Consider the following 24,223-nt stretch of genomic DNA (forward strand, 5'->3'; position numbering starts at 1 on the left):
GCCTGATGACCTCATCAGTGCAGCACCCTCTTTTTTAAGAATAAAAGGAAGAGTTTATCATGAGCGAGAACAATGCAACGATGTCGGCCGGGATGTCGGCGTCCGCTCCTGCCTTTGGCTCAGACGTGAAGCGTCTGCCATTGAAAGACCTGCTCAAGCGCATTGGCCCCGGTCTGATCGCGACAGGCATCGTAATCGGCCCCGGTGCCGTGACAACAGCCTCGATGATCGGCGCAAACTATGGCTACGACCTGATGTGGCTGTTCTTCCCCATCATTTTCATGGGCATCACCTTTATGATGGTCACCAACCGTCTGGCCATCGTGACCGGGATGCCGACCATCCACGCCATCCGCAAGTATTACGGCCCGGTGGCTTCCGGCGTCGTGGGCTGCGCCATATTCCTTTCCTGCATGTTCTTCACGATGGGCAACATCTCCGGCACCGGTGCCGGTATGAACCTCATCTTCGGCATCGACTGGAAGATCGGCTCCGCCATCATGATCGCGGTCGTGGTGTACATGTACTTTGCCAAGAACGTCTATTCCAAGGTCGAAAAGATCATCACCCTCTGCATCATCCTGATGATCGTGGCGTTCTATGCCACGCTGGTGGGTGTCGGCGGCCCGGACCCTCAGGGACTGGCACAGGGAATGTTCGGTTTCAAGATTCCGGAAGGCTCCCTCAGCACGGCACTGGCGTTCATTTCTACAAATGCCGCCGTGACTGCCGGTATTTACGGCACTTACCTTGGCAAAGAGAAGAAGTGGAAGAAAGATGACCTGTTCAACGGTGTTATGCTGACCGATGCCATCACGCATATTGTCAGCGTCTCTCTGATTTCTGGAGCTATCGTTCTGGTGGGTGCCGTCGTGCTGCACCCGCAGGGGCTGAGCATCAAGGCCCCGGCCCAGCTGGCAGAGATGCTGGTGCCCATCATGGGCGGCAGTGCCCGCTACATCATGGGTCTGGCCCTGTTGGGCGCAGGCTTCTCTTCCCTGCTGGCCAATACCCAGCGCGGCATGGTGCTGCTGGGTGCCGGTCTTGACAAGGACGTCAGCCTGGAGAGCAAGTTCATTCGCATTGGCTGCCTGGTCTGCCTGGCCTTTGCCATGGTGGTCTGTTACAGCTACGGCGGTTCCCCTACCCAGCTGATCCTGATAGCCAACATCGCCACCTCCGTCGCTACGCCTTTTGGTGGTCTGTTCATGCTGCTGATGATCTGGCGCGATGATTTGAGCGTGGGCTATAAGAAGCCCACCGGTCTGCGCATCTGCATGACCATCAGCTACATCTTCGCCGTCATCATGACCATTTCCGGTCTGTCTACTCAGATCCCCAAGCTCCTCGCACTATTCCACTGAGTTTATCTGGGATACCATACCAGAGAGCTACTTAGAGAGCTACTCCAAGATACCTTCTTCTTTCTCCGTTGCCTGTGCGGCTTCCCATTTCGGCCTGCACAGGCAGCAAAAAACACCCGCTGTTCCTGCCGCCATGACAGGGCCAACGGGTGTTTTTGCGTATCACATTACCAGCGATTCGCCTTGAGGCCGTCGAGCACCTCGAACAGGCTCCGGCACTCGGCGGTGTACAGGCGGCGCATCTCGTCGTCGGCGGGCAGCAGATCCGGCACCATCACAGTGACAAAGCCACCGGCGGCTCCGGCGCGGACGCCGTTGTAGCTGTCCTCCAGCACAAGGGCGTGTCCGGGTGTGACGCCCAGCTTCTCTGCCGCCAGAAGGAAAATCTCCGGGTCGGGCTTGGAGCGGGTCACCTGCTGGCCGGAGGCGAGGACGCTGAAATAGGAACGCATCCCCCAGTTGTCCAGATTGCGCTGGATGACGTCCATCCGGCTGGAAGACGCCACGGCCATGGGGATGTGCTGCTCGTCCAGCCAGGCCAGCAGCTCGTCCAGACCTGGCTTTTTGGGCACCGGCTTCTGGAACGCCTTGTCGGCCACCGCGTGCAGGCTGTCCACGATGGCGGCCGCATCGCAGTCCTGTCCGTAGAATTGGCGCACAACATTCCGTAGAGTTTCGCCCGCGGTGCCCCGCGCGGCCTCGCTGAGGCCCTCTTTATAAGGAAGCCCCAGTGCCGCCAGAGCCGGTTCCCAGAATGTGGCCCACATCCGCTCGGTGTCGAACATCAGGCCGTCCATATCAAAAATGACGCCGTTTATCATAAGGTATCCTTTCTGTCCGCGTCCCTGCCCTCTCAGGCGCTTTGCGCCAGCTCTCCCGAAGGGAGAGCCATTGGCAGGACGGTTTTGATCGTAAAAAATGAAGAAGGTGGAGCGGCCCGGAAACATCCGGGCTCCGCAAAAGAGGCAGACAAGAGCTGCCAATGGGGACAGGGCCCACGGCTATGGGAGCCGCAGGCGATCTTGCACTCTGCCCGACATGCCAAAGCCTCTCCCTTTGGGAGAGGTGGCATTGCGTGAGCAATGACGGAGAGGGCTGCTCACAAAAATAATATCACAATTTGCGACAACTTACAGCCCCCAAACATGAAAGATTTTTTGATTCCTTGAAAAATGCGTTCACGATATTATAATAGAAAACAACATTTGACATCTGGAAAGCGCGGAGGGAGCCGCGTGTGTCAGCTGTGTGAGATCAGAAAAGAGGGAAAATTATCATGTTGGATATCAAGATCACCCGGACGACCTGTCCGAAAGAGAAGCCGCAGGATGAGACCAAGCTCGGCTTCGGCAAGAAGTTCACCGACCACATGTTCGTCATGGACTACACCGAGGGCGAAGGCTGGCACGATGCCCGTATCGTCCCCTATGCTCCGTTCCCGCTGGACCCGGCGACGGTCGTGTTCCACTACGCACAGGAGATCTTTGAGGGCATGAAGGCTTACCGCACCGCAGACGATACCATCCAGCTGTTCCGCCCGGACTGCAATGCAAAGCGGATGCAGGATTCTGCCGACCGTCTGTGCATCCCGAAGATCCCGGTCGAGGATTACATCCAGGCCGTTGAGGCGCTGGTGGATGTGGATCGTGACTGGGTGCCCCATGCAGACGGCACTTCCCTGTACATCCGCCCCTTCGTGTTTGCAAACGATGTGGGCCTGGGCGTTCATGCTTCCAAGCACTACATCTTCTGCATCATCTGCGCACCGTCGGGCGCTTACTATGCAGAGGGCATCAACCCCGTCCGCATCTATGTCGAAGATGAGTACATCCGTGCCGCTCCCGGCCTGACCGGCTTCACCAAGTGCGGCGGCAACTACGCTGCTTCCATCAAGGCCGGTGAGCTGGCCGAGGAGCAGGGCTATGCCCAGGTGCTGTGGCTGGACGGCGTGGAGAAGAAGTACGTCGAGGAAGTCGGCAGCATGAACATCATGTTCAAGATCGACGGCAAGGTCTACACCGCCGCCACCGTGGGCACCGTTCTGCCCGGCGTCACCCGCCGCAGCTGCATCGAGCTGCTGAAGGACTGGGGCTATGAGGTCATCGAGGGCAAGCTGGCCATCGCTGACATCATGCAGGCTGCACGTGAGGGCAAGCTGGAAGAGGTCTTCGGCACCGGCACTGCCGCAGTCGTTTCCCCGGTCAAGGAGCTGGTCTGGAAGGGCGAGCATGCCTACATCGGCGACGGCAACATCGGCCCTGTCACCCAGAAGCTGTACGACACCATGACCGGGATGCAGTGGGGCAAGCTGCCCGACACCAAGGGCTGGATCGTTCCGGTGGAGAAGAAGTACTAAGCTGCAAGTTTCTTTCCTTGTTCCGAGTTCTGCAAGCGCCGTCCGGCAGCTCACCGGGCGGCGTTTGCTGTATCAACCGCTCAGGCGCTTTGCAGCGCAATCTGCCCTGTGGTCTTGGTTCAGAATTGCAATTCTGCCGGGATGGTGCTAGACTAAGCATAGAGTAAGAGGATTGAGAGGGACCAGGACCATGATCAAGAAATGGAGCGTCAGCTACCCCGCTGTCAACGGCACCGAGCAGCGCCGTGTTTATGTCTATCTGCCCACCATGTACGAAGCCGACCCGGACCGCCGGTATCCGGTGCTGTACATGTTCGACGGCCAGAATGTCTTTTTTGACGAAGACGCCACCTTCGGCAAGAGCTGGGGGCTGGCAAACTATCTGGACTACACCGACACGCCGCTCATCGTGGCGGCGGTCGAGTGCAACGCCGGGCCGAACAACGAGCGTCTGGTGGAGTATTCGCCCTACCGCTTCGATGATCCGACCTACGGTCACTTTGACGGCAAGGGGGCTGCGACCATGAGCTGGTTCATCCACCGGTTCAAGCCCTTCATCGACCGCAATTTCCGCACCCTGCCCGACCGGGAGCACACCTTCATCGGCGGCAGCTCGATGGGCGGTCTGATGAGCCTGTATGCCCTGCTGAACCACAACGACGTTTTTGGCCGTGCGGCGGCTCTGTCGCCATCCATCTGGGTCTCGCCGGAAAAGCTCAGCGGTCTGTTGGGCCGCGCGAAGCTGGAGCCGGGCACCGTGCTCTACATGGACTACGGCTCCCGCGAGATGGGCAACCACGAGGGAATGCGCAAGGACTTTGCCGATATGTGCAGCAAGGTCATGATCCGCGGCATCCACCTGACCGCCCGTCTGGTGCCCGGCGGCACCCACAGCGAAGCCAGCTGGGAAAAGCAGCTGCCGTTCATGATCCATACCCTGATGTACGAACTGGATTGACCCGACGACCCGATTATAAGGAGGGACCCACGATGGAAATGCAGTATTTTAAGGATTACAGCCCCGCGCTCGGCCGCGAGATGGAGTGCAAGGTCTACGGCCACGCCGGCCGGCCGATGCTCTACATCCCCTGCCAGGATGGCCGGTTTTTTGACTTCGAGGGCTTCCACATGGCCGATACGCTGGCCCCGTGGATCGAGTCCGGCCAGGTGATGGTCCTCTCCATCGACACCATCGACAAGGAGACCTGGTCCGACACGAACGGCGACCCCTACTGGCGCATCCGCCGCTATGAGCAGTGGATCCGCTACATCGTGGAGGAAGCCGTGCCCAAGATCCGCCACATCGCCCGCGAGCGGAACGGCTGGAACGACGAACCGGGCGTCATCGCCTTTGGATGCAGTCTGGGCGCGACCCATGCCGTCAATCTGTATCTCCGCTTCCCGAACATCTTCTGCGGCTGTCTGGCCCTCAGCGGCATCTACACTGCCCACTACGGCTTCGGCGATTATATGGATGAGCTGGTCTATATGAACTCCCCGGTGGATTATATGGTCAACTTCCCGGAGGACCACCCCTATATGGAGCTGTTCCGGAACCAGAAGGCCGTCATCTGCTGCGGTCAGGGCGACTGGGAGCAGCCGGACACCACCTGGTATCTCAAGCGCATCTTTGAGGCCAAGCACATCCCCATCTGGGTAGACCTGTGGGGCCACGATGTCAACCACGACTGGAACTGGTGGTATCAGCAGGTCGTGTATTATATGCCCTACATTCTGGGCTGAACGCCCCTCGCAGAGGGATGGGTGGAAAGTATAGCGTATCAAAAGAAAGAGGAATCAACAAGACACCATGAGCAATTTTATCTTTATCTCTCCGAACTTCCCGACGAACTACTGGCAGTTCTGCCGGGAGCTGAAAAACGATGGCATGAACGTTCTGGGCATCGGCGACCAGCCGTATGATGAGCTGAAGCCGGAGCTGAAGGCCAGCCTGAACGAATACTATAAGGTCGGCAGCCTCGAAAATTACGACGAGGTCTACCGCGCCGTGGCGTTCTTCGCCTTCAAGTATGGCCGCATCGACTGGCTGGAATCCAACAACGAATACTGGCTGGAACGCGACGCCGCCCTGCGCACCGATTTCCACATCACCAGCGGCTTCCAGACCGAGGATATGCCCCGCATCAAGTACAAGAGCAAGATGAAGGAGTATTATCAGAAGGCCGGCATCGCCACCGCCCGCTACCACATGGTGGACGATTTCGAGGGCTGTAAAAAGTTCATCGACGAGGTGGGCTATCCGGTCGTCGTCAAGCCGGACAACGGCGTCGGCGCGTCCGATACCCACAAGCTCTCCGATGACGAGGAGCTGCGCAGCTTCCTGATCTACAAGAGCGCCCACCATGCCGACGTCTCCTACATCATGGAGGAGTTCGTCCGCGCCGAGGTCAACAGCTACGATGCCATCATCGACGGCAGCGGCAACCCCATCTTTGAGGCGGGCAACGTCAGCCCGATGTCCATCATGGACATCGTGAACAACGACGACAACTCCATCTACTACATCATCAAGGACCTGCCCGACGATACCCGCGCCGCAGGCCGTGCCGCCGTCAAGAGCTTCGGCGTCAAGAGCCGCTTTGTCCACTTCGAGTTCTTCCGGATGACGGAAGATCAGACCAGCATGGGCCAGAAGGGCCAGATCGTGGCGCTGGAAGTCAACATGCGCCCCTGCGGCGGCTTTACGCCCGATATGATCAACTTTGCGCGCTCCACCAACGTGTACAAGATCTGGGCCGATATGATCGCCTTCGGCGGCACCGATATGCCGGTGGGCGAGCACTATTACTGCCCGTTTGCGGGCCGCCGCGACGGCAAGCACTTCGTGTACAGCCACGAGCAGCTGATGCAGAAGTATCAGGCCAACATGCGGATGGTGGACCGCATCCCCGACGCCCTCTCCGGTGCCATGGGCAACCAGATGTACGTCGCCACCTTCTCCACCTTTGAGGAGATGGAGCAGTTCTATGCCGACGTTCTGGCCGTGACCGATGCCGACAACGACACCGTTCAGAGGGAACTGAGCGAGGTGCTGGCCCTCGGCGAGCCTGCCGCCACTACGGCCCTCACCAGAAAGCCGAACCTCTCCCCCGCCGTCAAGCCCACCACGGCCGTGACAAAGACCACGACCAGAGCGGTGACGAAGACGAAAAAACACTGAATCCCAAGGAAAAGGGCCGTCCTGCCGTGCGTTGCAGGGCGGCTCTTTTTGTCAGATTGCTCTAAAAACAGGACGAAAATTTTCCATATCCGATGAACTTTTCAAAAGGCGTTGACAGGAGTTTTGGAAGAGAGTAAGATGAGAAAAAATGGATGGCTTGTTTTGGGGAGTTGTCCATAAAAACAAAATGGAGGAATGAACTATGCGTATGATGAAACGTGTTGCAGTCAGCATTTTGGCGGCGGCAATGGCTCTGTCTCTGATGACTGCCTGCGGTGGCGGTGATGCCCCCAGCGCTCCGGAAACGCCGAGCAATCCGGGCACTTCGCAGGGCGAAGAAAAAAAGGACGATAGCACCGGCGGCAAACCGGAGGACAAGAAAGACGACGAAAAGAAAGACCCGCCCGCAGAGAGCAAGCCGGAAGACAAGAAAGACGAAGAAGTGGCAGATGGCTCGACGATCGAATTCAACAAGAGCCGCACCTATAAGTGGGCGCTGGAATATAGGTCTGCGCAAAAAGTATACATCAAGGTGGAACCGGTAAAACCGGCCTCGCAGGATGTTGTTTGTATGGAATCGGTTGCGGATGGACGAAAGTCGTATACCAAAGTGACCTATAAAAATGGAAAGGCAGCAGAAACGCTTGTCGATTTGTCTCAAAACAATGTTGTGAATCAGTATGAACTGTATTCGAACCAGAAGATCGCGATTATGAAAAGCCATTCTGTGACAGTAACGAATCCGGATGATAACACAGTTCTTGATCCTGAGACGAATTATACTGTGAAGAAGACCACGCGTGTCATCAATGCGGTCCCTTATTACACGGAAGCAATCACGATGGAAGATAAGGATGCGAAGAGGACGGAGACCCAGATGTTCTGCTATGACAATACGGGCAGTCTGGTGTATTTGGTTTCTTCTCCGGATACGGCGGATGAACAGATCGTTCACATTCAGTGCAGTAAGTCGATCCCGGATTCTGCGATCCTGAGCATTCCGAATGGCTGGAGTGTCTATACGGTTACGTACGGTGCAAGCTATAACGATAAGACTGTAAAAGACCAGAACGGTCATGAACTGACAGACGAAGAAAAGGAAGCTCTTGAGAAGAAGATCGGCGGAACCATCTGATGAAAACAAAGGCCCGAACCGGAAATCTCTGCCCGGTTTGGGCCTTTTTGTGCTTATCGCAGCTTCATTTTCAGGTTTCGCAGTTGGTTCAGCTGGTCACGCCGTCCATAGATGACGGCAAGGACCTGGACCCGGTGTGAGTCGGAATCCGGCCAGAAGTAGATCAGAAAATTTCGGCATAGAAGTTTCCGGATGTTTTGTGAATGCCAGGGTTCCTCTTCGACAAGGGGTGCCCGCTGAGGCAGAAGGCTCAGAGAAGCCATGGCCTGTTCCAATGCGGTCAGGAGTGCATCTGCGGTTTCGGGTTCCAGAAGTTCATGTGCGATATGGTGGACGATGGCACGGAGCTGCTGTTCGGCCTGCGGGGTGAGCGCGACAGTATATTCCTCCATGGCTCAGATCTCCGCGCGGAGCCGGGCAAAGGCCTCGTTCAAAGGGGAAGATTCTCCGCGCTTGGCCTGGTCCAGGCCGGTCTGCATCATGGCGTCAAATTCGTCACGGCTCAGAGCATCGCGGGTGGGGAGCCGGGTGGCCAGGTCCAGCGAAAATGGGATGCCGTCCCGCAGGATGACCTGACGGTACGCCATATCAATGAAGACCGAAACGGGAATGCCGAGCTGAGAAAGAATGGCTTCGGCCTGCTCCTTGATCTCTGGCTGGATGCGGGCGGTGACATTTGCGGTTTTTGCGGACATAAAGATCGCCTCCTATTGCTTTTATTGTACCACGATGTACTGCAATGCGCAATACGATAGAAGAAAGCGGAAAGCAAGGTTTGTCCCGCTCGGCAGAATGTGCTATACTGTCCTCAAAGACACTGTTGAGAATGAGGTACAGATATGAAAATTCCCGCAAATGGTTTTACACACGCTGGCAAGTTCCATGCAGACGACGTGTTTGCCACCGCGCTGCTGCAGATCGTCCGGCCGGATATCAAAATTACCCGCGGCTTTGTGGTGCCGGACGACTTCGACGGCATCGTGTATGACATCGGTTTCGGTATGTTCGACCACCATCAGGAGCCGCGCGAGACCCGCCCCAACGGCGTCCCCTATGCGGCCTTCGGTCTGCTGTGGCGGGTGCTGGGGCCGGGGCTGGTCGGTGAGCGGCAGGCACGGCTCATTGATGAAAACTTCATCCAGCCGCTGGACCTGAACGACAACACCGGCGAGCAGAACAGCCTGTGCGACGCCATCGGCTTCTTCAACCCGGTGTGGGATTCGAAGGAAGATCAGGACACCTGCTTCTTCAAGGCCGTGGCCGTGGCCAAGCAGATCTTGGAACACCAGATCGACAGCGCCAACGCCGTGAACCGCGCCGACGAGAAAGTCCAGCAGGCCTACAAAAATTCCCGCGACGGCATCGTCGTGCTGCCCTGTTACCTGCCCTGGAAAAACGGTCTGTACCGGACGGATGCGCTGTTCGTGGTCTACCCCAGCCAGCGCGGCGGGTGGAGCGCCCAGTGCGTGACCGACCACAAGACCAAGAAGCCCAAGCTGCCCTTCCCGCAGTCCTGGGCGGGCCAGCCGCAGGAGGTCATCGAGCAGAAGAGCGGCATCGAGGGCATCAGCTTCTGCCATGCCAGCCGCTTCCTCATCACGGCCAAGGATAAGGAAACGGCTCTTGCAGCCTGCCGTCAGGTGCTGAAAAACAACGGGAGACTGTAACATGAGCGCAGGAACCGAACAAGAGACCGAAGAGCGGGCCTACGTGTATATGGTGCGGTGCGCGGGCGGCCAGCTCTATACGGGCTGGACGAATGACCCCGGTGCCCGCCTGCACGCCCACAAGACCGGCAGGGGGGCCAAGGCCACGCGGGCCATGGGGGCGGAGCGGTTCGCCTATCTGGAACGGTGCGCGGACCGGTCGGCGGCGCTGCGCCGGGAAGCGGCCCTGAAAAAGCTGCCGAAAGCGAAAAAGGAAGCCCTCTGCGCCGGGTGGGAGGAGAAGAACCTCCCCCGCCTCTCGGTGGCGTCCCGCGCCGATGCAAAGGATATCCTGGAACTGTACAACTGGTATGTGCTGCACCACACCGCAACGTTTCAGGTCACGCCCTCCACGCTGGAAGAATACGAGGACTGGGTGGATAATACCCTGAAGGTGGCCCCGCTGCTGCTGGCGCGGGACGCAGACGGCAGGCTGCTGGGCTATGCCTGCGCTCACCGCTGGCACCCGCGCGAGGCCTACGACTGGTCGGTGGAGAGCACCATCTACTGCGCCCCGGATGCCCGCGGCTGCGGGGTGGGCACCCTGCTCTACCGCGCACTGCTGGAATTGCTGGCCGCCTGCGGCTACTGGAACGTCTATGCACTTGTGGCCGACCCGAACCCCGCCAGCGAGCGCATCCATGCGCAGTTGGGCTTTTCCTGCGTGGGCCGCACCCCGCACACGGCATATAAATTCGGCTGGCTGGGTCTGTCTACCTGGTGGCTGGCGCTGCGTACCGGCAACGAAAAGCCTGCCCCCGTCCGGATGGTGACGGCAGAGCAGACGCAGGCCGTGCTCTGCAAATACGGAAAAACAGAATGAAACGAAACGAAGGGCTCCGGCATCTGCCGGGGCTCTTCTGCGTTTCGGAAAGCGGTGCTGAAACCTTGGCACCTGCCCGGCGGGACGGATGAAACGGCTTTCAGAATGTGCAGGAATATATACACCAGAACTGCATAAAGTTTGCATAAATAATAAAATATTTGCATAAACATGCAAAGTGCCACAAACGGCACTGGAAAAGGGCAGAAGGTTTGGCGGTTTTCCGCATTGACGGAAAAGCCGCGCCGCGTATAATAAAAAGCGTGATAAGCAACCGAGAGATCGAGCGCACCGGGAGGGACGCCCGGTGCAGGAAAACAAAAGTGTAAGCATGAAAACAAAGGAGCGTTCATCATGAAAAAGGAAAACATCAAAAAAGTCGTTCTGGCCTACTCTGGCGGCCTGGATACCTCGATCATCATTCCCTGGCTGAAGGAAAACTACAACAACTGCGAAGTCATCGCTGTCTCCGGCGATGTGGGCCAGGGCACCGAGCTGGACGGTCTGGAAGAGAAGGCCAAGAAGACCGGCGCTTCCAAGCTGTACGTTCTGGACCTGAAGAAGGACTTCATTGAGAACTACATCTTCCCCACCCTGAAGTTCGGCGCAAAGTATGAGGACTACCTGCTGGGCACCAGCTTCGCACGTCCCTGCATCGCAAAGGCTCTGGCCGACATCGCCATCCAGGAAGGTGCCGACGCCATCTGCCACGGCTGCACCGGCAAGGGCAACGACCAGGTGCGTTTTGAGCTGACCCTGAAGGCCCTCTGCCCCGATATGGCCATCATCGCTCCGTGGCGTGAGTGGGACATCAAGAGCCGTGACGAGGAGATCGACTACGCCGAGGCCCACAACATCCCCCTGAAGATCAACCGCGAGACCAACTACTCCAAGGACAAGAACCTGTGGCACCTGAGCCACGAGGGTCTGGATCTGGAGAACCCCGCCAACGAGCCGCAGTACAACAAGCCCGGTTTCCTGGAGCTGGGCGTCTCCCCGGAGCAGGCTCCCGATACCCCGACCTACCTCACCATCCACTTCGAGAAGGGCATCCCCACCGCCATCGACGGCAAGGAGATGGGCGCTGTGGAGCTGGTCGAGTACCTGAACAAGGTCGGCGGCGAGAACGGCATCGGCCTGCTGGATATCGTTGAGAACCGTCTGGTCGGCATGAAGAGCCGCGGCGTGTACGAGACTCCCGGCGGTGCCATCCTGTACAAGGCCATCAATGTGCTGGAGACCATCACCCTCGACAAGGAGAGCGCACACCTCAAGGAGCAGCTGGCGCAGAAGTATGCCGACATCGTCTACAACGGCCAGTGGTTCACCCCGCTGCGCGAGGCTCTGGATGCCTTCGCCAACAGCCTGGCAAAGACCGTGACCGGCGACGTCAAGCTGAAGCTCTACAAGGGCAACATGATCAACGCAGGCGTCACCTCTCCGTACACCCTGTACGATGAGCAGACCGCTTCCTTCGGCGAGGACGAGGATTACAACCAGGCCGATGCAGCAGGCTTCATCAACCTGTTCGGCCTGTCCATCAAGGAGCGCGCAAAGCTGTCCAAGAGCTGGCCGAAGGTCGAGGACTAAGCGGCTGAACGAAGCCAACTTTCCCCGCTGTGTGTTTTCTACACTTTCACACAGCGGTTCCAAGACCGGCAGAGTTGCCGGCGGCACCGCCGCAGGAGCGTTTTCCCCTGCGGCGGCTTTGCCGTTTTTAGAGCCCTCTCAGTCTCGCTTCGCTCGCCAGCTCCCCCAAAGGGGGAGCCTTTGGCAGACCGGGAATGTCTGAGCAGGCTGAAAAATCGCTGCGGTTCGTAAAATACATCGCTCCGTTCTCAAGGTGAACAGCGCCTCGGCCGGTTTTGGACGAAGGAATGTCTTCCCGACATGCCAATGCCTCTCACTTTGGGAGAGGTGGCAGCGCGTGAGCGCTGACGGAGAGGGCAAGCCCGACTGAGAGGTTGTACGAAGGACCGCGTTATAAATAGATGTGTTACAATCGAGATAAAAGGAACAGGAACTATGGCAGAACAACTCTGGAAAGGCCGTTTCTCCAAGGCGGTCGATTCGCGCGTCAATGATTTCAACTCTTCCATCCGCTTTGACCAGCGGATGATCGCACAGGATATGCGGGGCAGCGGCGTACACGCCACCATGCTGGCCAAACAGGGCATCATCTCCGAGCAGGATTGTGAGGACATCCTCAACGGTCTGGCTTCCATCGCCGATGATCTGGCCAGCGGCAAGCTGGAGATCGACCCCAACGCCGAGGACGTCCACACCTTCGTGGAGCAGACCCTGACCGCCCGCATCGGCGACGCCGGCAAGCGCCTGCACACCGGCCGCAGCCGCAACGATCAGGTGGCGCTGGACATCCGCCTGACCCTGCGCGATTACAGCCGGATGCTGCAGGGCCGTATCGTCGAGCTGGTCCGGGTCATCTGCAAGAAGGCAGCGGAGAACACCGCCGCCGTCATGCCCGGCTACACCCACCTGCAGCGTGCCCAGCCCATTACCTTCGGCCACGCGCTGATGGCCTATGCCTGGATGCTGCTGCGCGATCTGCAGCGCTTTGAGGATGCCACCGCCCGCATGGACGCGCAGTGCCCGCTGGGCTCCGGCGCGCTGGCCGGCACCACCTACCCGCTGGACCGCGCCTTCACCGCAGAGAAGCTGGGCTTTGCCGCACCCTGCGCCAACAGCCTGGACGGCGTGTCCGACCGTGATTTCTGCATCGAGCTGGCCGCCGCCATCTCCACCTGCATGATGCACCTGTCCCGCCTGTCGGAGGAGATCATCCTCTGGTGCAGCTGGGAGTTCAAGTTCATCGAGCTGGACGACGCTTTCACCACCGGCTCCTCCATTATGCCGCAGAAGAAAAACCCGGACGTCACCGAGCTCATCCGCGGCAAGACCGGCCGCGTCTACGGCGACCTGAACACCCTGCTCGTCATGATGAAGGGCATCCCGCTGGCCTACAACAAGGATATGCAGGAGGATAAGGAGGCCATCTTCGACGCCGTCGATACCCTCGACCTCTGCCTGAAGACCGTCACCCCGATGCTGGACACCATGAAGACCCTGCCCGCCAACATGCGCCGCGCTGCGGCCAAGGGCTTCATCAACGCCACCGACTGCGCAGATTACCTGACCAAAAAGGGAATGCCCTTCCGCGATGCCTACAAGCTGACCGGCTGCATGGTCTCCGACTGCATCAGCAAAGACAAGACCCTCGAAGAGCTGACGCTGGACGAGTTCCGGGGCTACAGCAGCCTGTTTGAGAACGATATCTACGATGCCATCGACCTCATCAAGTGCTGCGAGGGCCGCACCAGCTACGGCGGCCCCTCCGAGGCAAGCGTGAAGAATCAGATCGCACTGGCATCTGCACAGGTGGACGCATGGGAGGCGAACAACGCATGAGCGTGAAAGTTTTTATCGACGGTTCCTCCGGCACCACCGGTCTGCGCATCGCGGACCGTCTGGCGGCCCGGCCTGAGATCGAGCTTCTGAGCATCTCCGCCGAGGGCCGCAAGGACGTGAACGAGCGGGCCAGCGTCATCAACTCCGCAGACCTCGCCTTCCTCTGCCTGCCCGATGCGGCTTCCAGAGAGGTCATGCCCCTGCTCCGCCCGGACGTCAAGGTGCTGGATACCTCCACGGCCTTCCGCACCGACCCGGCATGGGACTATGGCTTCCCGGAGCTGAAGGGCCAGAAAGAGAAGATCCAGAACTCCTGCCGGGTGGCTGTGCCCGGCTGCTACGCCAGCGGCTTCATTAGCATTGCGCGGCCGCTGGTCGAGCTGGGGCTGGCCCCGGCGGACTATCCGTTCAGCTGCACGGGCCTCTCCGGTTACTCCGGCGGCGGCAAAAAGATGATCGCCGAGTACGAGAACCCGGACCGCCCGGCCCACAGCAAGATCGACGCGCCCAAGAGCTACGGCCTCACGCTGGCCCACAAGCACCTGCCGGAAATGCAGAAGATCAGCGGGCTGGCCCACACGCCCGCCTTCGTGCCGGTGGTCTGCGATTACTATTCCGGGATGCAGGTCCTCGTTCCGCTGGACCTGAAGCTGGCGGGCACCACCGCCGGGCAGGTGGCCGAGGGCATCGCCGCCTATTATAAGGACGGCGCGACGGTCTCCGTCCACGCCCTGAACGAACCGCTGCCCGAAAACGGCCTGTACTCCAACGCCCTCTCCGGCAGCGACCGGATGGAGCTGTACCTGACTGTGAACGCAGCAGGCGACCAGATGATGCTCATTTCGCTGTTCGACAACCTGGGCAAAGGCTCGTCCGGTGCGGCCGTGCAGTGCATGAACCTGATGCTGGGTCTGAATGAGACGGAAGGATTAGAGTGAAACCTCTCCGCCATCGCTCACGCGAGGCCGGAAAGGTCGATAGGGGGAAGAACGATATGTCTTACAAGGAAGTATCGGGCGGCATCTGTGCGCCCAGAGGATTTGCAGCGGCCGGTGTCCATTGCGGCATCCGGGCCAACCACAACGAAAAATACGATCTGGCGCTCATCAAAGCGGAAGTCCGCTGCGCGGCCGCCGGTGTCTACACCACCAACAAGGTCTGCGGTGCGCCCATCAAGGTGGACCGTGCCCATCTGAAGGACGGCTATGCACAGGCCATCCTTGTCAACAGCGGCAACGCCAACACCTGCGCCGCCAACGGTGTGGCACTGGCCGAAGAGTGCTGTGCGCTGGTGGGCAAGGCGCTGGACATCCCCGCTGCGGATGTTCTGCCCGCCTCCACCGGCGTCATCGGCCAGCCCATGGTCATTGATCCGTTTGCCCGCGGCATCCCCGCCGCAGCGGCCAAGCTGGCCGCCACCGGGCAGGGCAGCACCGATGCGGCGACTGCCATCATGACCACCGACACCCACAAAAAAGAGTACGCCATCCAGTTCGAGCTGGGCGGCAAGACCTGCACCGTGGGTGCTATCGGCAAGGGCAGCGGGATGATCGCCCCCAATATGGCGACCATGCTGGCCTTCTACACCACCGACGCCGCCGTCTCCCCCGCCCTGCTTGAAAAGGCGCTGAAGACCGTCGTGCCCGGCACCTACAACCAGATGAGCGTGGACCTCGATACTTCGACGAACGACACCCTCATCATCTTGGCATCGGGCCTTGCGGGCAACCCGGAGATCACCGAGGAGAACGCCGATTACCAGGCCTTTGTGGCAGCGCTGACGGCCATTGCCGAGCACATGTGTGCCGAACACGCCGGTGACGGCGAGGGCGCGACCCACCTCATCACCTGCGAAGTCACCCATGCGCCCGACCTGAAGACGGCCCGCGCCGTCTCCCGCAGCGTGGTCTGCTCCAACCTGTTCAAGGCGGCGGTCTTTGGCCGCGATGCCAACTGGGGCCGCATCCTCTGCGCCATCGGCTATACCCCCGGCGACTTCTCCATCGACAAGGTCTGCGTCTGGCTGTCCAGTGCCGCCGGGGAGGTCTACGTCTGCGAGAACGCAGCCTACCACCCCTACAGCGAGGACGAGGCCGCCAAAGTGCTGGCCGAGCACGATGTCCTCGTCAAGGTGGACATGGGCACCGGCGACGCCAGTGCAAAGGCCTGGGGCTGTGACCTGACCTATGATTACGTCAAGATCAACGGCGATTACCGCACCTGAGAAGCGGTTCGAAACAGAGCATCGAGCGGGAAGAGGAAACGTATGAAGAACGAAGAAATGGCCCTCCTGTTTTCGGAGGCGACCCCTTACATCCAGAAGTACCACGGCAAGACCATGGTCATCAAATACGGCGGCAACGCCATGATCAACGAGACGCTGAAGAACGCCGTCATGAACGACCTCGTCACCCTGACGCTGCTGGGCGTTCGGGTGGTACTGGTCCACGGCGGCGGCCCGGCCATCAATGAAATGCTGAAAAAGGTCGGCGTGGAGAGCCATTTTGCCAACGGTCTGCGCGTGACCGACGACGCCACCATGGAGATCGTCCAGCAGGTGCTGGCCGGCAAGGTGAACAAGGACCTCGTGGCAAAGCTGCGCGGCCGCGGCGTCGGCCTGTGCGGCATGGACGGCCAGATGCTCCGCTGCACCGAGCTGGACCCCCAGCTGGGCCATGTGGGCGAGATCATCCATGTGGACCCGACCCTGATCGAAAATCTGCTGAACGGCGGCTACATCCCGGTCATCGCAACGGTCGGCATGGACGACCTCGGCCAGGCGTACAATGTCAACGCCGACACCGCTGCCGCCCAGATTGCCATTGCGCTCAAGGCCGAAAAGCTCGTCTCCATGACCGATATCGCGGGCCTGCTGCGGGATAAGGACGACGAATCTACCCTCATCCCCGAAGTGGAGGTCTCCGAGATCGAGGGCTACAAGGCCGCTGGAGTCATCGCAGGCGGCATGATCCCCAAGATCGGCGGCATGGCCGATGCCATCTATCAGGGCGTCCACGAGGCCGTCATCATTGATGGCCGTGTCCCCCACTCCATCCTGCTGGAGCTGTTCTCCGACCGCGGTTCCGGCACCCGCTTCTACCGCCGGAGCCATCAGGAATAAGGGTTGCTTCGCATCCTCATCTGCTTTATAATGAAAGAAAACGGGCTAGGAGGGCAAACTTATGGATTCCGAAAAAGTCATCAAGCGGGACAATGACTATGTCCTGCATACCTACAACCGCAATCCCATTGCGCTGGAAAAGGGCCACGGTCTGTATGCCGAAGGCCCCGAAGGCCAGAAGTATCTGGACTTCACCAGCGGCATCGGCGTCAACAGTCTGGGCTATTGTGATGTGGACTGGGCCGAGGCCGTTTCCGAGCAGGCCCACAAGCTGCAGCACACATCCAACCTCTACTACACGGCCCCCTGCGGCAAGCTGGCCAAAAAGCTGTGCAAGCGCACCGGCATGAGCAAGGTCTTCTTTGGCAACTCCGGTGCCGAGGCCAATGAGGGTGCCATCAAGGCGGCCCGCAAATACAGCTTCGACCACTACGGCAAGGGCCGTGATGTGGTCATCACGCTGGTCAACAGCTTCCATGGCCGCACCATCGCTACCCTGACCGCCACCGGGCAGGAGGTGTTCCACAACTACTTCGGCCCCTTCAACGAGGGCTTCCAGTACGTCCCGGCGGGCGACCTCGAAGCTCTGACCGAACTGGTGGACCGCCACACCTGCGCCGTGATGCTGGAGCTGGTGCAGGGCGAGGGCGGCGTCGTGGCGCTGGAGCCGGAATACGTGCAGGCCGTCCGCAAGCTCTGCGATGACAGGGACCTGGTCCTCATCGTGGACGAAGTGCAGACCGGCGTGGGCCGCACCGGCACCTTCCTGTGCTGTGAGCACTACAACCTCAAGCCGGATGTCGTCACCCTGGCCAAGGGTCTGGGCGGCGGCCTGCCCATCGGTGCCGTGCTGATGAACGAAAAGGTCGCGGCCGGGATGGGCGCAGGCACCCACGGCTCCACCTTCGGCGGCAACCCGGTGGTCTGCGCCGGTGCCAATGTGGTCGTGGACCGGATGGACAACGGCTTCCTGGCGAACGTCAATGAGCGCGCCGTCCAGCTGCGCACCGGTCTGGCAAAGCTCCCCATGGTCAAGAGCCTGTCCGGCATCGGCCTGATGGTGGGCATCGAATTTTTCGGCGATGTCCGGGCGGCGGATGTCCTCGCCGCCTGCCGCGAAAAGGGCCTGCTGGTGCTGACGGCCAAGACCCGCCTGCGCCTGCTGCCGCCCCTGACCCTGACGGCACATGATGTCGAGAAGGCACTGGCCATCCTGAACGAAGTGCTGCGCGAGATGGCCCAGAAGTCTCCGGAGGAACAGGCATGAAACATCTGCTGAAACTGAGCGACCTCTCCCCCGAAGAGCTGCACCACATCCTCGATGTGGCCGACCGGCTCAAGGCGGAGCAGAAGGCCGGAGGCACGGCACCGCTGCTGCACGGCAGGAGCGTGGCGCTGATGTTCTCCAAAAACTCCACCCGCACCCGTACCAGCTTTGAGGTGGGCGTGTACCAGCTGGGGGGCCTTGGCAACTACATGAACGCCGCCACCGAGCTGCAATCCGGCCGGGGCGAGCCGCTCAAGGATACCGCCCGTGTGCTGGGCCGCTACTACGACTGTGTGGTCTGGCGCACCTACCGCCAGTGCGACCTTGAAGAGTTCGCCGAACTGGCCGGGGTCCCGGTCATCAACGGCCTGACCGACTATGCCCACCCCTGCCAGGTGCTGGCCGACCTGATGACCATTCGGGAGCGCCGCGGCGCACTGGAAGACCAGAAGCTCTGCTTCATCGGCGATGGATGCAGCATGGCGAACAGCCTCATCGTGGGCGGTCTGCTGGCCGGGATGACCGTCAGCTGCGTTTGCCCGCAGGGCTACCGCCCCGCTGCCGATGTGCTGATGTTTGCCCACAAATATGGCCCGAAGTTCCATCTCCTCACCGACCCCGCCGAAGGCGTGAAGGACGCCGACGTGGTCGTGACGGCGGCCTGGAACACCGCCCCCGGCACACCGGAGAGCGAACGCCGCCTGCGCGATTTTGCGGGCTTTCAGGTCACGAGCGGCCTGCTGAGCGGAGCAAAGCCCGACGCGATGCTTCTCCACTGCCTGCCCGCCCACCGCGGTGAGGAAATCTCCACGGCGGTCTTTGAACAGCACGCCGACGAGATCTTCACCGAAGCCGAGAACCGCCTCCACGTCCAGAAAGCCGTTCTGGCCATCCTTCTGGCGAACCAATAAGCGGGAGCATACAGACTTCATAAAACAGCCGTTTGAACGGATAGAAAGAAAACCAGAACGGCGCAGTTGGATCAGCTGCGCCGTTCTGGTTTTCTGCTGTTTGTAAGAGCAGGGGGCGTCCTGCGGTCACAGATTTTCAGTTTCTGAAAATCCTTGCCATTTTGGGACCGCTTCTTGTTGGGCGTACCTGTGCCCAAAACCCTGCTGGGAACGTGTGCGACAAACCGGAAGTTATCGCTTTGTTCCATCCTCATTGAAATTGTTTTTTAATGCCTTTTCCGTCGGGAAAATAGAGCCTATTAAAAATACCAGTTGTATTACAATGATAATAATGCTTAATATTCCTATTGTATCATCACTTGCTCCATAAAAAGGAATATGTATAAGCATTGTAGGTCCCAACAGACCAATACCGACTTTCCACCAAAGTTTTCCTGCATGGTCATGTGCAAATCTCCAAGTATCCATATTTATCATTGACATCTTAGTTCGGTATCCCATAATTCCATTGATTTTCTTTGGACAATGTTTCCACATCATTCTGCCCGCAATTATCATAATCGCTGGAATAAAACAATCACAAATCAAAATGAACCACCAAAACCACATACTATTTCCTCCTCAAATTCCGATTTGTTGAACTAAGCCGAGTATACCACACGCGCGGTCGAATGACCACTCATATCTATGAGAATTTGCCCGAAATGCACCCTTCTGGTACAAAGTCCAGTGTGCGGCACCTTGCCAGCGGTGGATGCGCTTCGGATATGAAAAAGTCCCATGCCGACACCGTGGCGGTGCAGACATGGGACTTGATGCTTTTTCGGCCTGGCCGGGCAGCCGTGACCGATTCGGACCGGCGTTTACAGAGCCTTACACGTCCGAATAGGCGGAGAAGCCGCCGTCTACGGGCAGGCAGATGCCGGTGATGAACTCGGCGGCGTCGGTGTTCAGAACGTTCTTTTCCATAACAGATCTCCTCTTCGTTGCTTAAACTTTGCCTGCGCCCCTGTCCAGGATCTTATCGAACCGGGAGAAGAAGGTAGCGGCGGTGACGGCGGCGGCGATGATGTCGCTGACCGGCTCGGCCAGGAAGACGCCGAACACCGGGTCTGCGACCACATGCGGCAGGATGAAGATGAGGGGGATGAGCAAAATCAGCTTGCGCAGGCAGGCCAGCAGCAGGCTGACCTTGGCCTGACCCAGCGCCATAAAGCTCTGCTGGCAGGCGATCTGGATGCCCAGCGAGAAGATGCCAGCCATGTAGATGCGCATGGCCCAGGTGGTGTACTGGATCAGGGTGGCGTCCGAGGTGAAGATGCCGGCCACCACACCGGGCACCAGCATCATCAGCACCCAGAAGATGGCCGTGTAGCCGAAGCAGACCAGAAGCTGGAAACGGAAGGCCTCCTTGACGCGCTCTTTCTTGCCTGCACCGAAGTTGAAGCTCATCACCGGCTGGCCGCCCTGGCAGACGCCGGAAACCGGCATACTGGCCAGCTGGGAAACGCTGGTGATGACCGTCATTGCGCCCACGGCCACGTCGCCGCCGTAGCGGGCCAGGCTGGAGCTGAAACTGATCGAGAGCAGGCTCTCGGTGGACATCATGACGAAGGTGGAGATGCCCAGCGCCAGGACGGGCAGCACGATCTTCCCTTCGGGCTTGAGGTACGCTTTCTTCAGCCGGAGGGTGGTCTTGGGGCCGGTGAGGAAACGGATGATCCAGATGGCACCCACAGCCTGGCTGAGCACGGTGGCGATGGCGGCACCCCGCACCCCCAGACCAAAGAGGAAGATGAGGATGGGGTCGAGCACGATGTTGATGACCGCACCGATGACGGTGGTCAGCATACTGATCTTGGCAAAGCCCTGTGCGGTGATGAAGGGGTTCATGCCCAGCACGATGAGGACGCAGACTGAGCCGAGGATGTAGATGCGGCTGTACGCCAGCGCATAGGGCAGGGTGGCGTCGCTGGCACCGAACATCCGCAGCAGGGCCGGTGCAGCGGCGTAGAACACGACGGTCAGAAGCACCGAGAAGATCAGCAGCATGGTGAAGCTGTTGCTGACGATCTTTTCCGCCTGGTCTTTGTCGCCCTGGCCCATGGCGATGGCGGTGCGGGGCGCACCACCGGCACCGATGAGCATCGCAAAGGCGTTCAGCAACATCAGGATGGGGGTGAACAGGCCCACGCCGGTCAGCGCGGCTGCGCCGATTCCGGGGATGTGGCCGATGTAGATACGGTCCACGATGTTGTACAGCAGGTTGACGATCTGGGCCACTACGGCCGGGATCATCAGCTGGAGCAGCAGCTTTTTGACGCTGCCGGTGCCCATATCTCCTTGTTTTTTCTGTGTTTGTGCCATTGGTTTCTCCTTGCATGAAAAGGGCGGCCAGCACCGAAAAGAGGTGCTGACCACCGCATATTTTAATACGACAGGCCGAAATTCAACTCATAGTAATTGCCGGCGGCGTCACGGTAAGCGTAAGCCTTGCCGTTTTCGTCCTTCATGCTGTCGGGCATGTAGGCATCCTTGGCGTAGCCGGGCACATCGTTGGGGCTGATGCAGACGCCGTCTGCATTGACGGCCAGCACTTCGTCGCCCTTGGGCAGGGTCAGCGGCAGCTTGCCGACCGGGGCAAAGCGGCCGAACAGGACGTCCAGCGTTGCGGAGGGGTAGGTATCGAAGCCGACGGTCAGCGCGTCGGAGACTTTTTCGATGTTGCCGACTTCCCAGGCCAGCGGGCAGTTGATGTTGGAAACGACCTTGCCGCCGTGTGCGTGGACCGCCTCGGCGATGCCGGGGATGCGGCTGGCACCGACCAGCGTGGTCTCCTGATGGGCCTCGGCGGTGGGCTTGCCGCTTTCATCCACGTTGCAGACGGTCTTGCCTTCGCAGATGTCCAGCTCCAGATAGCCCGGCGTTGCATTGAAGTATGCACCGGACTGCGGGCTGACCATCAGCAGGGCGACATCGGCCTCGGCGGGGTCGGCCACCAGCGTGACATTGCCCAGCATCTCGCGCAGGGCCTTGGTGGCAGCTTCGCCGGCCTCGGCGCTCTTGCCGAAGGCCTCGGCGTAGACCTTGCAGCCATCCTTCAGGGGCAGGGTGCCGTCATTCTTCAGCAGGACGACGCTCTCGCGGTGGACACGGCTGGCCTCTTCCCAGTCGGCCTTGGTGGCCACGACCTCGGCAGCCTTCCGGGGGTCTGCATAGGGGTCTTCGAACATGCCCTGACGGAACAGCTCGGTCAGGGTGCGGCGGACGGCGCGGTTCAGGCTCTCGTCGGTCAGGACAAGGTCTTCCTTCCGGAAGCCTGCGGGCACCTCGTGGGTGTCGTAGTAGCCGTTGGCAGCACGGGCGTAGCTCTCCTCGCCGAACGCATTGTCCAGCAGACCGGAGATCAGGTCCACGCCGCTCTGGGTAACGGCGTAGCCGATGCGCTCCGGCTCATCCAGCATATCGACGCCCCAGCACATGTTGTGGACGATGCCGGTGTCGGAGTTGATGTAGCCCTTGAAGCCCATCTGGCTGCGGAGCATCCCGTCGATGAAGACCTTGTTGTAAGCGAAGCCATAGGGGTCCAGCGCGATGGGGTTGCCCTCGAAGTCCTCCTGCGGGGCGCTCTTCTCAGCGGACGGCTTGGAGTAGTAGGGCATGATGGACTCGGCGTTGTGGCGGATGGCCGCACGGAAGGCCGGGATGTGGTACTTCTGCAAGGAACCGGGGGTGGCGTAGATATTCCACTGACCTGCTGCATAGTGGGGGTCGAAGCCGTTTTCACGGGCACCGCCGCCGGGGAAGTGCTTCACAGTCACGGACACGCCGTCTGGGGTGACGCCGTTGCTGCCGCCCTGGATGCCGGGGATGAGGTGGTCGAAGATCTCCTCGATCAGCTCCGGGTCCTCGCCGAAGGTGCCGAAGGTGCGCTGCCAACGAGGGTCGGTGACGCAGTCGGCCATGTACATGTAGCCCTTCTTCAGGCCGCAGGCGTTCCACTCGCGGCGGATGGTGTCGGCGAACTTGTCGATGATGTCGATGCGGGCGGTGCCCTTGACGGCCGCTGCGATGCCCAGAGTGCCGGGCCAGGTGGCGAAGACACCGGCGGCATCGTTCATGCCGAAGACGACCTCACCGTTCTCGTTGCGGCTGTTGGACATGACCTGCATGGGCACGAAGTGCTCACAGGTCTCGGTCAGGTATTGCAGCTGGTTCAGATAGTCTGCCAGATCTTCGGGGGTGGGGTTCTCGCGCAGGATGACGTGGCGGTTGAAGCACTTTTTGACCATGTCGGAGGTGCTGGGCAGCGCCTGATGGCCGAAGATGCTGTCGGAAACGTCCACCGGTGCCTCATCCAGCAGGCCGGAGTCATCGCCCACGGGCTTGTGGCCGTTGGCGGCCAGACGGGGCGAGGGGTACTTGGGGCCCATCCGCCAGTCAGAGGTGAACAGCTGGCCGATCTTCTCGCTGGTGGTCAGGGTCTGGACATAGGCTTTGGCGCGCTCTTCAGGGGCAAGGCGCCAGTCGTTGACGGCGCTGACGGTGCCGGTGCCGTCGATATCCTTGAAATAGAGGCCGTCCTGTTCGATGACCCGGCGCTCCACCGTGCCGATGGTGGGGCCGTTTGCGTTGACATAGCGCTGGACGCGCTGGGATGCTTTCGTTGCCATGTGATTTCTCCTTTTTATTTTACGCCGTCTGCGGTGGGGTTCGTGATACCTATATTATAATGGCAGACCCCAGAAAGGGATTAGAAAAATTTTTGGAAAAATCCGCACTTTCCTAATATTCTTTTCCATGCAGGTCCATGCAGACGGAGAAAACTGGCAATGTGCTGTACTAGTATATCAATGCCATGTGCAATTTGACCAATAGGTTTTTGGAAAGTTGTGAAAATTGCTTCAAAATAGTAAAATCGTCCTGTTTTACC

The 24,223-nt window shown here is 59.6% G+C and carries 21 protein-coding genes; 15 read left to right on the top strand and 6 right to left on the bottom strand.

Going from position 1 to position 24,223, the window contains the following annotated elements; all coding sequences use genetic code 11:
• Window positions 1-59: 59 nt before the first annotated feature.
• The gene (locus I5P96_RS00535; RefSeq protein WP_223382718.1) at window positions 60-1,364 is read left to right on the top strand and encodes an Nramp family divalent metal transporter; all 1,305 of its coding nucleotides are present in this window, start codon (window positions 60-62) and stop codon (window positions 1,362-1,364) included.
• Window positions 1,365-1,531: 167 nt separating this feature from the next.
• Here I5P96_RS00535 and I5P96_RS00540 read toward each other — a convergent pair whose 3' ends face one another.
• On the bottom strand, window positions 1,532-2,185 hold the full coding sequence (locus I5P96_RS00540) for an HAD family hydrolase (protein WP_223382719.1): 654 nt from the start codon (window positions 2,183-2,185) through the stop codon (window positions 1,532-1,534).
• A gap of 455 nt (window positions 2,186-2,640) precedes the next feature.
• Here I5P96_RS00540 and I5P96_RS00545 point away from each other — a divergent pair, with 455 nt between their 5' ends.
• The 5 genes from I5P96_RS00545 (at window position 2,641) to I5P96_RS00565 (ending at window position 8,036) form a co-directional block, all read left to right on the top strand.
• A complete protein-coding gene (locus tag I5P96_RS00545) occupies window positions 2,641-3,720 on the top strand; it encodes a branched-chain amino acid aminotransferase (protein WP_223382720.1) in 1,080 nt (359 codons plus the stop codon).
• Between the two features lie 190 nt (window positions 3,721-3,910).
• On the top strand, window positions 3,911-4,678 hold the full coding sequence (locus I5P96_RS00550; protein ID WP_223382721.1) for an alpha/beta hydrolase: 768 nt from the start codon (window positions 3,911-3,913) through the stop codon (window positions 4,676-4,678).
• A gap of 32 nt (window positions 4,679-4,710) precedes the next feature.
• Window positions 4,711-5,463 (top strand): esterase family protein, encoded by a 753-nt coding sequence (locus I5P96_RS00555; protein WP_223382722.1) that lies wholly within the window; start codon window positions 4,711-4,713, stop codon window positions 5,461-5,463.
• Between the two features lie 67 nt (window positions 5,464-5,530).
• A complete protein-coding gene (locus tag I5P96_RS00560) occupies window positions 5,531-6,901 on the top strand; it encodes an acetyl-CoA carboxylase biotin carboxylase subunit family protein (RefSeq protein ID WP_223382723.1) in 1,371 nt (456 codons plus the stop codon).
• A 202-nt stretch (window positions 6,902-7,103) separates the two neighbouring features.
• Window positions 7,104-8,036: a hypothetical protein gene (locus I5P96_RS00565; RefSeq protein WP_223382724.1), complete on the top strand. Its 933-nt coding sequence runs from the start codon at window positions 7,104-7,106 to the stop codon at window positions 8,034-8,036.
• Window positions 8,037-8,089: 53 nt separating this feature from the next.
• On the opposite strand, the gene I5P96_RS00570 is transcribed toward I5P96_RS00565, so the two are convergent.
• Together I5P96_RS00570 and I5P96_RS00575 are read right to left on the bottom strand one after the other, a co-directional pair.
• A complete protein-coding gene (locus tag I5P96_RS00570) occupies window positions 8,090-8,428 on the bottom strand; it encodes a type II toxin-antitoxin system RelE/ParE family toxin (protein WP_223382725.1) in 339 nt (112 codons plus the stop codon).
• Window positions 8,429-8,431: 3 nt separating this feature from the next.
• Window positions 8,432-8,731 carry a type II toxin-antitoxin system RelB/DinJ family antitoxin gene (locus I5P96_RS00575; protein ID WP_223382726.1) on the bottom strand — a complete coding sequence of 100 codons (300 nt, stop codon included), beginning with the start codon at window positions 8,729-8,731 and terminating at the stop codon, window positions 8,432-8,434.
• A gap of 144 nt (window positions 8,732-8,875) precedes the next feature.
• On the opposite strand from I5P96_RS00575, the gene I5P96_RS00580 reads away from it, so the two are divergent.
• The 9 genes from I5P96_RS00580 to argF all read left to right on the top strand — a co-directional run bounded on the left by I5P96_RS00580 (window position 8,876) and on the right by argF (window position 19,290).
• A complete protein-coding gene (locus I5P96_RS00580; protein WP_223382727.1) occupies window positions 8,876-9,703 on the top strand; it encodes an MYG1 family protein in 828 nt (275 codons plus the stop codon).
• Between the two features lies 1 nt (window position 9,704).
• On the top strand, window positions 9,705-10,565 hold the full coding sequence (locus tag I5P96_RS00585; RefSeq protein ID WP_097791200.1) for a GNAT family N-acetyltransferase: 861 nt from the start codon (window positions 9,705-9,707) through the stop codon (window positions 10,563-10,565).
• A 354-nt stretch (window positions 10,566-10,919) separates the two neighbouring features.
• A complete protein-coding gene (locus I5P96_RS00590; protein ID WP_223382728.1) occupies window positions 10,920-12,155 on the top strand; it encodes an argininosuccinate synthase in 1,236 nt (411 codons plus the stop codon).
• A 435-nt stretch (window positions 12,156-12,590) separates the two neighbouring features.
• Window positions 12,591-13,991 (top strand): argininosuccinate lyase, encoded by a 1,401-nt coding sequence (gene argH, locus I5P96_RS00595; protein WP_207686873.1) that lies wholly within the window; start codon window positions 12,591-12,593, stop codon window positions 13,989-13,991.
• Entirely contained in the window at window positions 13,988-14,929 is a 942-nt protein-coding gene (argC, locus tag I5P96_RS00600; protein WP_223382729.1) for an N-acetyl-gamma-glutamyl-phosphate reductase, read from the top strand. The genes argH and argC overlap by 4 nt, the downstream gene beginning before the upstream one ends.
• Window positions 14,930-14,985: 56 nt before the next feature.
• Entirely contained in the window at window positions 14,986-16,215 is a 1,230-nt protein-coding gene (argJ, locus tag I5P96_RS00605; protein ID WP_223382730.1) for a bifunctional glutamate N-acetyltransferase/amino-acid acetyltransferase ArgJ, read from the top strand.
• Window positions 16,216-16,257: 42 nt separating this feature from the next.
• Window positions 16,258-17,112 carry an acetylglutamate kinase gene (gene argB, locus I5P96_RS00610; protein ID WP_118553753.1) on the top strand — a complete coding sequence of 285 codons (855 nt, stop codon included), beginning with the start codon at window positions 16,258-16,260 and terminating at the stop codon, window positions 17,110-17,112.
• Between the two features lie 61 nt (window positions 17,113-17,173).
• Complete coding sequence (locus I5P96_RS00615; RefSeq protein ID WP_223382731.1) at window positions 17,174-18,379, top strand: acetylornithine/succinylornithine family transaminase; 1,206 nt, start codon at window positions 17,174-17,176, stop codon at window positions 18,377-18,379.
• The gene (gene argF / locus I5P96_RS00620; RefSeq protein WP_207686876.1) at window positions 18,376-19,290 is read left to right on the top strand and encodes an ornithine carbamoyltransferase; all 915 of its coding nucleotides are present in this window, start codon (window positions 18,376-18,378) and stop codon (window positions 19,288-19,290) included. Before I5P96_RS00615 ends, argF begins: the two co-directional genes overlap by 4 nt.
• A gap of 231 nt (window positions 19,291-19,521) precedes the next feature.
• On the opposite strand, the gene I5P96_RS00625 is transcribed toward argF, so the two are convergent.
• The 3 genes from I5P96_RS00625 to I5P96_RS00640 form a co-directional block, all read right to left on the bottom strand.
• Window positions 19,522-19,899, bottom strand: a complete 378-nt coding sequence (locus I5P96_RS00625) for an SdpI family protein (protein WP_223382732.1) — start codon at window positions 19,897-19,899, stop codon at window positions 19,522-19,524.
• Between the two features lie 381 nt (window positions 19,900-20,280).
• Complete coding sequence (locus tag I5P96_RS00635) at window positions 20,281-21,657, bottom strand: MATE family efflux transporter (RefSeq protein WP_223382733.1); 1,377 nt, start codon at window positions 21,655-21,657, stop codon at window positions 20,281-20,283.
• Between the two features lie 62 nt (window positions 21,658-21,719).
• Entirely contained in the window at window positions 21,720-23,963 is a 2,244-nt protein-coding gene (locus I5P96_RS00640) for a glycoside hydrolase family 3 N-terminal domain-containing protein (RefSeq protein ID WP_223382734.1), read from the bottom strand.
• Between the last annotated feature and the right edge of the window lie 260 nt (window positions 23,964-24,223).

Source organism: Faecalibacterium prausnitzii (assembly GCF_019967995.1).
GTDB lineage: Bacteria > Bacillota > Clostridia > Oscillospirales > Ruminococcaceae > Faecalibacterium > Faecalibacterium prausnitzii_E.

What these genes read in the sequence shown, in the direction of transcription:
- I5P96_RS00535 (WP_223382718.1), top strand. Translation starts at nt 60, where the DNA reads ATGAGCGAGAACAATGCAACGATGTCGGCCGGGATGTCGGCGTCCGCT.
- I5P96_RS00540 (WP_223382719.1), bottom strand. Translation starts at nt 2,185, where the DNA reads ATGATAAACGGCGTCATTTTTGATATGGACGGCCTGATGTTCGACACC.
- I5P96_RS00545 (WP_223382720.1), top strand. Translation starts at nt 2,641, where the DNA reads ATGTTGGATATCAAGATCACCCGGACGACCTGTCCGAAAGAGAAGCCG.
- I5P96_RS00550 (WP_223382721.1), top strand. Translation starts at nt 3,911, where the DNA reads ATGATCAAGAAATGGAGCGTCAGCTACCCCGCTGTCAACGGCACCGAG.
- I5P96_RS00555 (WP_223382722.1), top strand. Translation starts at nt 4,711, where the DNA reads ATGGAAATGCAGTATTTTAAGGATTACAGCCCCGCGCTCGGCCGCGAG.
- I5P96_RS00560 (WP_223382723.1), top strand. Translation starts at nt 5,531, where the DNA reads ATGAGCAATTTTATCTTTATCTCTCCGAACTTCCCGACGAACTACTGG.
- I5P96_RS00565 (WP_223382724.1), top strand. Translation starts at nt 7,104, where the DNA reads ATGCGTATGATGAAACGTGTTGCAGTCAGCATTTTGGCGGCGGCAATG.
- I5P96_RS00570 (WP_223382725.1), bottom strand. Translation starts at nt 8,428, where the DNA reads ATGGAGGAATATACTGTCGCGCTCACCCCGCAGGCCGAACAGCAGCTC.
- I5P96_RS00575 (WP_223382726.1), bottom strand. Translation starts at nt 8,731, where the DNA reads ATGTCCGCAAAAACCGCAAATGTCACCGCCCGCATCCAGCCAGAGATC.
- I5P96_RS00580 (WP_223382727.1), top strand. Translation starts at nt 8,876, where the DNA reads ATGAAAATTCCCGCAAATGGTTTTACACACGCTGGCAAGTTCCATGCA.
- I5P96_RS00585 (WP_097791200.1), top strand. Translation starts at nt 9,705, where the DNA reads ATGAGCGCAGGAACCGAACAAGAGACCGAAGAGCGGGCCTACGTGTAT.
- I5P96_RS00590 (WP_223382728.1), top strand. Translation starts at nt 10,920, where the DNA reads ATGAAAAAGGAAAACATCAAAAAAGTCGTTCTGGCCTACTCTGGCGGC.
- argH (WP_207686873.1), top strand. Translation starts at nt 12,591, where the DNA reads ATGGCAGAACAACTCTGGAAAGGCCGTTTCTCCAAGGCGGTCGATTCG.
- argC (WP_223382729.1), top strand. Translation starts at nt 13,988, where the DNA reads ATGAGCGTGAAAGTTTTTATCGACGGTTCCTCCGGCACCACCGGTCTG.
- argJ (WP_223382730.1), top strand. Translation starts at nt 14,986, where the DNA reads ATGTCTTACAAGGAAGTATCGGGCGGCATCTGTGCGCCCAGAGGATTT.
- argB (WP_118553753.1), top strand. Translation starts at nt 16,258, where the DNA reads ATGAAGAACGAAGAAATGGCCCTCCTGTTTTCGGAGGCGACCCCTTAC.
- I5P96_RS00615 (WP_223382731.1), top strand. Translation starts at nt 17,174, where the DNA reads ATGGATTCCGAAAAAGTCATCAAGCGGGACAATGACTATGTCCTGCAT.
- argF (WP_207686876.1), top strand. Translation starts at nt 18,376, where the DNA reads ATGAAACATCTGCTGAAACTGAGCGACCTCTCCCCCGAAGAGCTGCAC.
- I5P96_RS00625 (WP_223382732.1), bottom strand. Translation starts at nt 19,899, where the DNA reads ATGTGGTTTTGGTGGTTCATTTTGATTTGTGATTGTTTTATTCCAGCG.
- I5P96_RS00635 (WP_223382733.1), bottom strand. Translation starts at nt 21,657, where the DNA reads ATGGCACAAACACAGAAAAAACAAGGAGATATGGGCACCGGCAGCGTC.
- I5P96_RS00640 (WP_223382734.1), bottom strand. Translation starts at nt 23,963, where the DNA reads ATGGCAACGAAAGCATCCCAGCGCGTCCAGCGCTATGTCAACGCAAAC.